Source organism: Wolbachia endosymbiont of Trichogramma pretiosum, assembly GCF_001439985.1.
Lineage (GTDB): Bacteria > Pseudomonadota > Alphaproteobacteria > Rickettsiales > Anaplasmataceae > Wolbachia.
On sequence record NZ_CM003641.1, the window covers coordinates 641,269 to 653,091 of the forward strand.

Annotated in this window: 10 protein-coding genes; 2 read left to right on the top strand and 8 right to left on the bottom strand. The window is 34.1% G+C overall.

The genetic code is table 11. The features are described from left to right. Positions 1-116 precede the first annotated feature (116 nt). Genes wTpre_RS03075 through rpmF form a run of 3 tightly spaced genes read right to left on the bottom strand, consistent with a single transcriptional unit; the run spans position 117 to position 2,294 of the window. On the bottom strand, positions 117-1,073 hold the full coding sequence (locus wTpre_RS03075; RefSeq protein ID WP_068651888.1) for a beta-ketoacyl-ACP synthase III: 957 nt from the start codon (positions 1,071-1,073) through the stop codon (positions 117-119). Then, on the bottom strand, positions 1,066-2,103 hold the full coding sequence (gene plsX / locus wTpre_RS03080) for a phosphate acyltransferase PlsX (protein WP_068652623.1): 1,038 nt from the start codon (positions 2,101-2,103) through the stop codon (positions 1,066-1,068). The genes wTpre_RS03075 and plsX overlap by 8 nt, the downstream gene beginning before the upstream one ends. A gap of 8 nt (positions 2,104-2,111) precedes the next feature. Continuing rightward, a complete protein-coding gene (gene rpmF, locus wTpre_RS03085; RefSeq protein ID WP_068651890.1) occupies positions 2,112-2,294 on the bottom strand; it encodes a 50S ribosomal protein L32 in 183 nt (60 codons plus the stop codon). A gap of 231 nt (positions 2,295-2,525) precedes the next feature. Here rpmF and wTpre_RS03090 point away from each other — a divergent pair, with 231 nt between their 5' ends. Further along, positions 2,526-3,308 carry an MlaE family ABC transporter permease gene (locus tag wTpre_RS03090; protein WP_068651892.1) on the top strand — a complete coding sequence of 261 codons (783 nt, stop codon included), beginning with the start codon at positions 2,526-2,528 and terminating at the stop codon, positions 3,306-3,308. Then, positions 3,301-4,002 (top strand): ABC transporter ATP-binding protein, encoded by a 702-nt coding sequence (locus tag wTpre_RS03095; protein ID WP_068651894.1) that lies wholly within the window; start codon positions 3,301-3,303, stop codon positions 4,000-4,002. Before wTpre_RS03090 ends, wTpre_RS03095 begins: the two co-directional genes overlap by 8 nt. A 277-nt stretch (positions 4,003-4,279) precedes the next feature. Here wTpre_RS03095 and ffh read toward each other — a convergent pair whose 3' ends face one another. From ffh to fabZ, 5 genes are all read right to left on the bottom strand, one after another. Beyond that, entirely contained in the window at positions 4,280-5,623 is a 1,344-nt protein-coding gene (gene ffh / locus wTpre_RS03100) for a signal recognition particle protein (RefSeq protein ID WP_068651896.1), read from the bottom strand. Then, positions 5,608-7,167, bottom strand: a complete 1,560-nt coding sequence (locus wTpre_RS03105; RefSeq protein ID WP_068651898.1) for a proton-conducting transporter transmembrane domain-containing protein — start codon at positions 7,165-7,167, stop codon at positions 5,608-5,610. The genes ffh and wTpre_RS03105 overlap by 16 nt, the downstream gene beginning before the upstream one ends. An 819-nt stretch (positions 7,168-7,986) precedes the next feature. Next, on the bottom strand, positions 7,987-8,187 hold the full coding sequence (locus wTpre_RS03110) for a hypothetical protein (RefSeq protein ID WP_068651900.1): 201 nt from the start codon (positions 8,185-8,187) through the stop codon (positions 7,987-7,989). Positions 8,188-8,272: 85 nt separating this feature from the next. Next, the gene (locus wTpre_RS03115; RefSeq protein ID WP_068651902.1) at positions 8,273-11,344 is read right to left on the bottom strand and encodes a WPE palindromic element domain-containing protein; all 3,072 of its coding nucleotides are present in this window, start codon (positions 11,342-11,344) and stop codon (positions 8,273-8,275) included. 45 nt (positions 11,345-11,389) lie between these two features. Then, complete coding sequence (gene fabZ, locus wTpre_RS03120) at positions 11,390-11,821, bottom strand: 3-hydroxyacyl-ACP dehydratase FabZ (protein WP_068651904.1); 432 nt, start codon at positions 11,819-11,821, stop codon at positions 11,390-11,392. Positions 11,822-11,823 lie beyond the last annotated feature (2 nt).

The following is an 11,823-nucleotide window of genomic DNA, read 5'->3' on the forward strand; positions in this document are numbered from 1 at the left end:
GTAAACGTGAAGTCAAGTATTTCTTGTGAATATAATGTTTGTGATAGTATCTCAAAACTTTGTCAGTACAGCATATAAAGATAAAACTGAAAAAAGAAGCGTGGGTAATAGGAAGTCTAATAGCGCAGCAACACAGAACCCCAGGTCAGTCCTGCACCTATTGAAATCAGCAATATCAGATTTCCTGACTTTATTTTTGATTCTTGTACTGCATAGTCTAAGGCTAGTGGAATTGACGCTGCTGAGGTGTTTGCATGCTTATCAACTGTATTAATTACTTTTTCTATAGGAAAATCTAATTTCTTTACTACTGCTTCAATAATGCGAATGTTTGCTTGATGGGGAATTAACCAGTCAATATCAGTAATCTTCAAACTATTGCATTTTAGAGTTTCCTCTACTGATGCTGTTAATTTCTCTACTGCATGTTTAAACACTTCTCTTCCATTCATAAGTATCTTTCCAGAATCACGAGTAGAGGATATTCCTCCGTTTGTACATAATAAGTCCACATTACCATCAGAGTGTAAGTTTGTTGATATAATGCTACTGCTACTCATTTCTGATTTCATTATCACTGCACCAGCACCATCACCAAAGAGTACACAAGTTGACCTATCTTCCCAATCAACAATCCTAGACATTATTTCAGCACCAATAACAAGCGCGTATTTAATACTATCGTTAGACTTTATAAGTGAATCAGCAACTGTAACTGCATATATAAAACCAGAGCATGCTGCCTGTACATCAAAAGCAAATGCATTTTTACACTTTAATTTACTTTGTATAATCGTTGCAGAGCTAGGAAAAGTTTTGTCAGGTGTTGTTGTTGCAACTATGATCAAACCAATTTCATCTATTGAAATTTTAGCTTTTTCTATAGCATTTTTCGCTGCATTAACGGCTAAGTCTGACGTTAATTCTCCTTCATCTGCTATATGTCTTTGAACTATTCCTGTTCTTTGCCTTATCCATTCATCGTTTGTTTCAACAATCGATGCAATTTCGTTATTACTCAATTTTTTTTTTGGTAGGTAAGAACCAGTGCTCAATATGAAACTTTTATTCAATATGACTTACCCCGTTAATTATCTTCTGATTCAAATTTTCACTGATTGCATTTACTGCAAATTTTATAGCGTGAGCAAAAGAAATAGCATCAGAATTTCCGTGGCTCTTTATAATGATACCATTTAGCCCTAAAAACATAGCTCCACTTCTAATTTTAGGATTAAAACGCTCCAATGCTTTATTTAGCTTGGGTTTCAACAATATGCCGACAAGCATTTTTGTCATCCATGAATTAAATACTTCCTGTTTTATTAGACTGATAAAAGTACCAGCAGTTGCCTCAGCTGTCTTGAGCATTACATTACCAACAAAACCATCAGCAACAATTACGTCTATATTACCATCTAAAAATTCACTTGCCTCTATATATCCTTTAAAGTTAATACCTGGAGCATTTTTGAGTAACTCAAAAGCTCCCCTTACTGAGTCAGTACCTTTCACTTCCTCTGTACCAATGTTTAGCAAAGCGACTTCAGGATTTTCAACTTTTAATGCTATTTTTGCAAATATACTCCCCATTAATGCAAATTGAAATAATGAGTCAGTATTACAGTCAACATTTGCACCAAGATCAAGCAATGCAAAGCTTTTTGTCTTAGTTGGACAGACAGATGCAATAGCAGGACGATAGATATTGGGTAATGTTCCTAAAATAAATCTGGAGATAGCCATCAATGCTCCAGTGTTGCCTGAAGATACCATCCCAAAAACTTTACCTTTTTTCACTGCTTCAACAGCTGCCTTCATACTTGAATCTTTGCGATGTCTAAGTGCAAAAGAGGGTTTATCATTTTGAAGAACATTATCAGAACAATGGGTAAATTCGGAGTTATCGCTTACTTTTTTGTATTTTGAAAGCAAAGGGGATATTTCTCTCTGATCTCCATAAATATGAAAAAAAACTCCAACACCTGGGTCAACAAGATTATCCAAGAAAAAACTAGCACCCTGAATTACGGAAAGAGGTGCAAAATCCCCTCCCATAGCATCAAGTGCGACAACTATGTTGTTGTTGACCGTGGGTAACATATCATGAGTCACTCCGCTTTTTGCTTAATGAAAACACGTTTTCCCTTGTAACTATTGTCAACTGCTATGTTGTGAGGCAACATTAGTTCTCCAGTCGTTGCACATACCACAATATTCTTAGGCTTAATAGCATGATGAGAACGATGCATATTACGCCTTGACTTTGACTTTTTTCTCTTCGGAACTGCCAAAACTTACTCCAATTCAATTGTATAACACAGTTTGTTAGTAGCATGTTTTTTACAAGAAGTAAATAGAGAAATAAGTAAGGTTTTCTTATACAATTTACTCTTATAAACTTAAACTCAAGCATTTTGATCAAAGTATATTGAACTTAAGACATATCTTGACTATACTCTGGCGAAGTTAACAAAAATTTTAATAAAATCAGTAAGACTAGTTTTAGCTAAGATAAATGTGAAGTGAGTTCCTTTAATATAGACAGCGTTGGAATAATAGGTAGATGCTTTATCAACTTTCTGTTGAGTATTGGTAACGCATTTGTATTTTTTATTCAATCTCTATACCACTGCTTTGTTCCTCCATATTATTTTAGCAATGTGGCAAGACAAATTATAGAGATAGGCTTTTTCTCTTTGCCAATTGTTGGGCTCACTGGAGTTTTTATAGGAGCAGTGATAGTTTTACAGAGTAGCTTAAGTGGTATATTGATTAGTCAGGAACAAGTAGTACCTAAACTTGTTACAATCACTATCATTAAAGAGTTAGGGCCAGTTTTGATCGGCTTAATAATGGTAGGCAAGGTTGGGTCCTCAATTGCAGCAGAAATTGGTACGATGCGCATCACTGAACAAATAGATGCACTTACAACTTTGGACATCAATCCTTTCAAATATTTAATTGTACCAAGAATTCTAGCGTCAGTTATAGTATTTCCAATACTTACATTATGTGCAGATCTAATGGGAATATTTGGAGGGTATGTCACTGCAGTCTTTGAATTTAACCACAATTTAAATATATACATAAAATATACAGCGCAATTCTTTAATATGTACGATTTTATTGTTGGGCTAATGAAAGCGACTGCTTTTGGCACCATAATTTCTGTTTCAAGTTGTTATTACGGTTACCATTGCAGGGAAGGTGCACGAGGAGTAGGTATTGCAACAACATCAACTGTTGTTATATCCTCTATGTTGATAATTTTAGCAAATTACTTAATTACTTTAATATATGCATAGCCCGATAGTATCAATATTGAATCTAAGTTTATCCTTTGATGATAGAACGATATTAAACAACATAACTTTTAATATATCGAAAGGAGAATCATTAGTCATACTTGGCAGCTCAGGAAGTGGTAAATCTGTATTAACAAAAATAATTATTGGATTACTGACACCAGACTCAGGGTCTATTAAAATAAATAGTAAAAGCAAAAATAAATTTGGAGTCTTATTTCAAAATTCCGCTTTGTTTGACTACGTTACAGTATGGGAAAATATATCTTTTAATTATAAAAAACGCTTTAATATCAGCATAAAGGAGGCAAAACTCCTAGCAATCGAGAAGTTAAATGACGTTGGACTGGAAGAAAACATAGCAGAAATGTTTCCAGTAGAACTATCAGGTGGAATGAAGAAAAGAGTTGCACTTGCAAGAGCAATTGCACACAACCCAGAAATTATTGTATTGGATGAGCCAACTTCAGGATTAGACCCAATCATGTCAGATGTAGTAAACGAGATAATAATAAAATTATCTCAAGATCTTCGTCCTACAATTATCGCGATTACACATGATATTCATAGTGCATTTAAAATAGCTGACAAAATAGCAGTATTATATGAAGGGAAGATCATTTTTCACGGAACTGTTCAGGAAATACAAAATACTAACAACGAATATATAAAAAAGTTCATTTATTGTATATAGCTACAGGTTTACAAACGATATTGTGGATGCTGCAACTATCCCAACTTGAGATATCGACAACCTTCGGTCTGTTACTAGTGTAGTGCTACGGTGGTATAGTGTGTTAGCTATAAAAGAGCGCATCAAATATAGATAAAGTAACTCATATCAATTTTTATTATCATGTCAATTCCAACTGAAGAAATTTATTGAATTTATTATTTCAAGCTAAAATAATATACTTTACTATTCACAGCAATTACAACTGATGTTTTATTTCATTCCACCACCTGCTGACTTACTTTCTGCTTAGCATATCCATCAAATCAGATTCTTTGAGTTTACTATGGTCAACTTTACTGAACTTATTCACCATAGAGCTCATTTGATTATACTGCTTAATTAGAAGATTAACGTCAGTTACACTTGTTCCGGACCCCTTAGAAATTCTAAGTCTTCTTTTGCCATTTAAAATATCTGGATTTTGCCTTTCTTTTTCGGTCATTGAGTTTATGATGGCTATATATTTTTTCACTTTATTGTCATCTGGCGCACTGCTACTTAGCTTTTTTGTGAATGAACTAGGGATGAATTTCATTATATTGCTAATGCCATCCATTTTACTCAGAGTTTTTAACATTCCCACTAGGTCGTTTAGGTCGAATTTACCCTTTTTTACTTTCTTTTGTAACTTATCAATTTCTTCCTGACCAACAATCTCAGCAGCTTTTTCAACCAATGATACAACATCACCCATGCTAAGTATCCTTTTTGCAATTCTATCGGGATAAAAATCATCTAGGTCACTTAATTTTTCACCACAAGCAATAAATTTAATTGGACAATTGGCGATCATTTTCATAGAAAGAGCAGCACCACCACGTGCATCACCATCAACACGGGTGAGAATAATGCCGGTTACACCTATTACCTCATTGAATGATTTGGCAATGTTGACCGCATCCTGGCCTATCATCGCGTCGGCTACTAAAATAACCTCTGTAGGTGAAGCTATTTCCTTTACGACTTTCAACTCATTCATCATACTATTGTCAATATGAAGCCTGCCTGCGGTATCTAGTATTAATACATCATAATTATCGTTCTTTGCTGCTGCTAGTGCCCTTTTTATAATTGCAACAGGCCCCTCGTTTATTATTATAGATAAAGTTTGTACGTCTATTTGTTTACCCAGCACCTCAAGTTGTTTCTGGGCAGCAGGCCTATAAATGTCTAAAGAGGCAAGCATCACTTTTTTCTTTTGCTTTTTTAGTTTTAAAGCAAGCTTTCCTGAGGTAGTTGTTTTACCTGCACCTTGTAAGCCCACCATCATAATCACAGCAGGGGGTTTAGTTGCTAGGTTTAAGTCGCTTTTCTCTGATCCGAGAACTGCAACTAAATTATCCTGCACAATTTTGATTATCATTTTCGCTGGGGAAACACTTTTTATGACTTTTTCCCCGATCACTTTATCTTTAATGTCATTGATGAATTTTTTCGCAACTTCAAGTGAAACGTCAGCTTCAATTAAAGCTATACGTATTTCACGCATGGCAAGATTAAAATCATCTTCAGAAATGATTGACTTTCCTCTCAATTTACTAAATACGGAATTTAAACTTTCGGTTAACGATTTAAACATAACAGCATTAGCAGAATACTCATTAAAAAGAGAGAAGAAGCTGAAACAAAACTCACTGAGTTATAACTTAGCACTTCCTTAAGTTTGGTAATATTATCAGAGTATAAACTAGTAAGTGAATTAGTCAAGTTTTGCAGTACATTGGCAAACATTTCTCTAGTTTTAGAGACTAACTGATTGAACAATAAGACAATATAGGATATGAAAACTCTAAAAATCCAATCAACATCCATTTTAAAATTTACTCTCGGGTAAAATAACTTGCGTAAAGGAATAAACAATAAAGTGGTACATAGTAATAAACTAAATTGCGACAAAACATTTTGTGTGTTGTACACAAAATCGAAAATCGAAGGTTTATTGTAAATAGGCAAGTAAGGATTGCCAGCGATTACGCATATAAATGCTAAAATAATCATAGTCATTTTGCTTCCCCTCTCTGCTAAAGGTTTTGACTTACTTTTTGCAATAAATAAGTAATAAAGAAACTTTAGCCCCACGCTTAAATGAAGCAGCAAATTTAGAAGCTTATATAAATTTTTATACCCTTTTAAGGAAACAGTATTCATTTCAATTTCAGCTGTAATATATGATTTACTGATAAATCCAACGGTTCCAGGAAATGCAGCCATTGTAAGTATGGCGATTATAGCACACATGCCTTCCACTGACATCAGTTTACCCACTCCATTAAAACTAATTGTTTTTGTTTGTAAAATAATCGAATTACTGACCACAAACAATAATGATTGATAAACAAGAGAGAAGATTATATGTAGTATTAAAATTGGTATTGCTTTTTCCGAAGGACTGAGTAAACTTCCTGCAATAATCAGCAAGCCCATTTGTCCTACAACGTTATAGCATAAAAATCTGCGAATATTTCGCTCAAGAGAAGCAAATATAATGCTGTAAATTGCAGTGATGGCACCTACAAGCGCTAATATTTCAGTACAATCTTGCCATAGGTTATAAGTGTGTAAAAGCATCACTAAAAAAGAGACTTTAGTGGTAAATAAAGAGAGATATGTGGTTCCATGTAGCGATGCAGCAGGATATGCATCAACAATCCAAAACGAAAAAGGAAAACAAGCGCAGTTTATCAATAAACCCAAAATTATCAGGTTAGTGCTTTGAAGTGCCAATCCTGCTATTAACATAACTCCAACGAAAAAGTGTACACAAGCGTACCTTATTGCAGGTCCACTATCTCTACAGCCAGATGCGATAGTAAAAAATGCACTTACAGTCATTAATTCACAGAATATTATAACCAATATCATTTGTTCAGATAAAACTGCATAAAGTGAACTAATAGTGTAAGCAGCAAAAGATAGCATCTCTGAAAAAGTCAAATTTTGTACTGGTAGAACAGCTAAAAACGCAACTGATAAAAAAGATATTAGTACGATACGAAAAGATAAATCAAAATTTAGAACTGGATGAGGGCAATTCAGTGTATTACCTAAATTTTCAGGTAATACTAGGACTATCACTATTAATGTAGCCAATAGAAATAGCAATAAAAATTTATAAAATTGCACAATGATGTAAAACAGTATGGTTTATGCTACCTCAACATACAAATAAAATCAATTTGCATATTAACCACTAGTTAAGCTAATTACCATATAATTATATCAGGGTTTACGAGGTTGTAGAGAAACCGGTCAGATTAGGTTTTAGTCTAATCTGACCGATAGCTTTAATAGTGAGGTAAGCTTCAATATAGCACTCATAATTCACAGTGCTACACTCGTGCATAATTTATTTTTAATTTGTGCACGAGCGTTAGTAAATTGTTTACTTTTTGAGAGAAAGTTTGGCATCACTTTAATATCTAGAACTTCATTGAGTCTGTCAGTTAAGAGTTATTTAATCTCTTTCTCTTCAGTCTTTGCACAAATATAATGGAGCTGCCAGTTTTTAATGCACTCATTCGACTTTTATGCTCTTCGCAACATCTAATTCTATTAAAGAATTCTTCATTAATTTAGTTTTTTATGTTTTTTTCGATAATGATATAGATAGGTTCCGCTAACACGTAGTAGAATATTGAATTGTTTATCTATAAATCCCTGTATCAAGCACTGTAATGACGGTATTCGAGTAGAGATAATGGAACCAAGAGAGCTCTGAGTAGCTGTATAATGAAAATTAGATTATATAAAAACCTCTGACAACATATTCTGTGTTGTATCATTGTCCATAACTGTGTAATCAATATTATATTTATCGAATTCATTGCACATCCTGGTTAAATGTCCTTTATCAGGATCCAAAAGAACACTTACGTAGCTCAAGCTATCATTAAAAAGATCATTATAAATTACTGGAAATTGAACTGTGTAGGATGTTGTACACTAATCTTGACCGTTATTATCTTTACAAAGGGACATTTTTCCTGTTTTGCCAGTATCATCTTTAGTAGAGACAAGAAATTTCATACCTACGTCCTCGTTTTTTGCTATAAACTCCTTACACTTTCTACTTTTTGCAGAACATGGTCCTCTAGCTATAGAGTAGCCTTCTTTTGGAAGTGTGAATATTAACTGATGTGTCATAATACTACCTTAATAAAAATTATTATTGCAGCATAGATTTATTAATAAATAATATATATTATGGTATAATTAGTACAAAATAGGTTTAACCAATCTCAGTAGGACTACCAGTTGGACCCATAAGAATTATTTGTTCACCTTTTTTAAAACATTTACATAAATTAGTGGAACCGCCAGTTTCAAGCACAATAGTGGAAATAAATCCTTTTTTTTTGTCTACTTCAGTGCCGGTTACTGCTATACCTTCCATGGCAAGGTTTGTATTATTGGTTTTTCTGCTATTGGTTTCAAAATTTTGCAACCTAAAGAATTGTCCAGGTTTAAAATTCTTTGCCGCAAGTGGTGCTTTGATCACTATTTCTACAACTTTGTTTGTTAAATATTGAACTTTTATAACCTTTGCAGTGAATTGCTCTTTGATTTTATTGAAAAATTCTTTGTTAGCTAGGTGTTCTGATATTATTCCAGCGCGTGACGCTTTAGCGCGCAAATGCTGCAATTTGTAGGTAATTCGCATAGCAGGTGTCGTCGTGCAAATAGCTGACACTGGAATCCAGTTCTGACCATACAACCATCTGGTGTGCTCATTCAAAATTAAGTTTTCTGGATTCCAGTATCTGGGCACTGGAATGACATCTTTTTTGGTGAAAGTTAATCTTATATTACAACATTCATACAATTGTGCATGTGACTCCGAGATTCTAGCCGTAGTGACATAAATGAAGCTATTAACTCTATTTAAAAGCTGAGAAATGATAGGGTAACCATTCTTAGCGCTTGCCATAGCTTTGACTACACTGCCGCTATACGAGGGATGAAGATCACCAAAAAAGCTAATTGTTTTATTGCCTTCCTTATACACTAATATTCTATCTTTATCTCGCATCTTAGGAGAAAAGATAGGATCTATTTCTTTTCCCGATGAATTCAAATGAGTAAAATATCCGTTACTTAATTTAAAATGCTTTTTATCTTCTGTTGCAATAACTGTATTTGGCTCAGTACCTGCTGCTATAAAAATAGAACGTGCTTTTATATGCTTGATTTCATAAGATTTTGTGTCTATTAGTTTTATTGATTCAGCGTGGTTATACTTATCTATTACAACTTCAATCGGCTCTAAGTTTTCAATAAAGTAAATCCCTTCTGATAGTGCATTTTGCACCTCTTCGCTATTTAATCGATAACTTGGTGAATCTTTTAGCTCTTTTCTATATAAAATTTTCACTCCCCCTAGACTTTGCATTAGTTCCAATATTTTTGCTTCTCTATTCTCTTTTTTTGCTGATTCTTGCTCTTTTCGGATCAATTGTGCATGCGATATCAGCTCATTTGCAAGTTCATATTCTTCTTCTTTCCAATCTTTTTCGACATATTTCTTTCCATACTTATCAACCAATATTTCATAACGAAGAAGAAATTTTTCTACTTGAATCGGATAATAAGCTAAAACTTCAGTAGCAGTATCAATTGCAGTGAGTCCTGCACCTATGACAACTATCGGCATACGAACTTGCAGATTTGCTATAGAATCAAATTTAAGAGCACCAGTCAGTTGTAACGACATAAGAAAGTCAGATGCCATGCGCACTCCACGGGCTAGTATGTTTTTTATTTTGATCATTCTTGGCTTACCAGAGCCAAGTGCCAAGGCAATGTGATCAAAACCCAAGTTAAATGCGTCATCAACAGTTATCGTGCTGCCAAAACGAATGCCTCCATAAAGTGCAAAATTCTCACGTCTTTCCAGCAGTAATCTAATAATCTTTAAGTAATTTTTATCCCACCTAGAAGTAATGCCGTATTCTGACACTCCACCAAACCCATCTGCCGTACGTTCACTCAATTTTTCGTGTTCAAAATCTTTAATTAGCTGTAAATTATCGATCAAAGGTTCAATCTTTAGTCCGTCAATGGCGATAACGTTATGCCCATCGTTTAATAAATGATGAGCTAAATTAAAACCCGCAGGACCAAGGCCTACAACTAGGACGTTTTTTCCAGTGTTTCCTTTTGGCAATGGACGCTGAAAATTTAAAGGATTCCAACGGCTAAACAGAGAATATATTTCAAATCCATACGGCAAACCAAGCACATCATCTAGAATCCTTGTTTCAATTGCTGGCACATTTACGGGTTCTTGTTTTTGATATATGCACGAATTCATGCAGTCATTGCATATTCTGTGTCCAGTAGCCGCACATAATGGGTTATCTATCATCACAATTGCAAGACTTGCTATGCTATATCCTTCGCTTTTTACCAGATTCATTTCTGATATTTTCTGCTCTAGTGGGCAGCCGTGCAGCTCAACTCTAAGTGGAGACTTTGTGAAAGTGTTGTCATCATTGATTAGTCCCTTTGAGCAGCTGTCCTTACTTTGCTTATGACAAAATATGCAGTAGTGAGCATTATCTAGTGCTTTATTCAAACTCACCTTTTTGCTTATTAGATCAAAACCATATCTTCTTTTCACCTCATTTGAATACAGAACCTCAACCTCATCTACTTCTTTTTTCAAGAATGATACGAGATTTTCGTAATCAATTTTCTTATGTATGCTAAATAGCATACTCTGTTTATTTTTCACTCTCCAAACTGCATATTGAGCCGCAAGTTCTATTTCTTCTTTGTGATCCTCTTTATTCTCAAGCCAACTCATTACCTGCTCAGAAAAGTTTTTTTCTGTTGTCGGTAAAGTAATGAAACTATTTAATTTGTGAGTGACATAATCAATATTTGCTACATCAGTGTATTTCTTCAATGCATAACGCTGAACAAATAATCTTTTGCATCTGTATATTACAGCAAAGTCATTGTGTTTTTCCTTTAACTCTTCCACTTCTTTTTCAATATTGAAAAATTTTGCAATAAATTCATCAAGTAAATGTGAGAGATCCATTATTAACTGGCTATTATAGCCATCTTCCATCCAAGCTGGAATCCAGCCTTTTTGTTTTCTGGATCCCACTGTCAAGCACTGGGATGAACACTGAGATGACATCAAAAAAGAAGCTGCTTTTTCTCTTACTTCAACTAATGAATAAAACAAGCTTTCATCGCACGATCTTATGTGATCCAAAAACACCTTATCTAACTTTATTAATTCACTACGAGTGTATAAGTTTGAAAATGAGATTTTAAAATTCGGTCGCATCTTTATACTATACAGTGTACATACTGTTTCTTATAGATGAAGATTTTATTTATCTTGCAGTTTTGCTAAGATTGTTGCTCCTGCAACCTCTTCTTTTCCAACAGATGCAACGCACTTAAATTTGTATACACCTAAACGCAAACCTTCAAAGTTGGATTGAAGAATTAAGGTATCTCCTGGAGTGACTGGCTTTCTGAATTTTGCGTTTTTAATGGACATAAAGTATACAACTTTATTTTCTACTATTTTTTTACCGAGAACACATATAGCAGATGCCTGAGCTAAAGACTCAATTATCAAAACTCCTGGCATTATCGGATGGCCAGGAAAATGACCAATAAAAAATTGCTCGTTGAAAGTAACATTTTTGATTGCTTTTATACTTTTACCAGGTTCGCATTCTATAACCCTATCTATTAAGAGAAAAGGATAAGAATGTGGTAGTATTTTTATAATATCATTGATATTACATTGCATAA

What these genes read in the sequence shown, in the direction of transcription:
- plsX (WP_068652623.1), bottom strand. Translation starts at nt 2,103, where the DNA reads ATGTTACCCACGGTCAACAACAACATAGTTGTCGCACTTGATGCTATG.
- wTpre_RS03095 (WP_068651894.1), top strand. Translation starts at nt 3,301, where the DNA reads ATGCATAGCCCGATAGTATCAATATTGAATCTAAGTTTATCCTTTGAT.
- ffh (WP_068651896.1), bottom strand. Translation starts at nt 5,623, where the DNA reads ATGTTTAAATCGTTAACCGAAAGTTTAAATTCCGTATTTAGTAAATTG.
- wTpre_RS03110 (WP_068651900.1), bottom strand. Translation starts at nt 8,187, where the DNA reads ATGACACATCAGTTAATATTCACACTTCCAAAAGAAGGCTACTCTATA.
- wTpre_RS03115 (WP_068651902.1), bottom strand. Translation starts at nt 11,344, where the DNA reads ATGCGACCGAATTTTAAAATCTCATTTTCAAACTTATACACTCGTAGT.
- fabZ (WP_068651904.1), bottom strand. Translation starts at nt 11,821, where the DNA reads ATGCAATGTAATATCAATGATATTATAAAAATACTACCACATTCTTAT.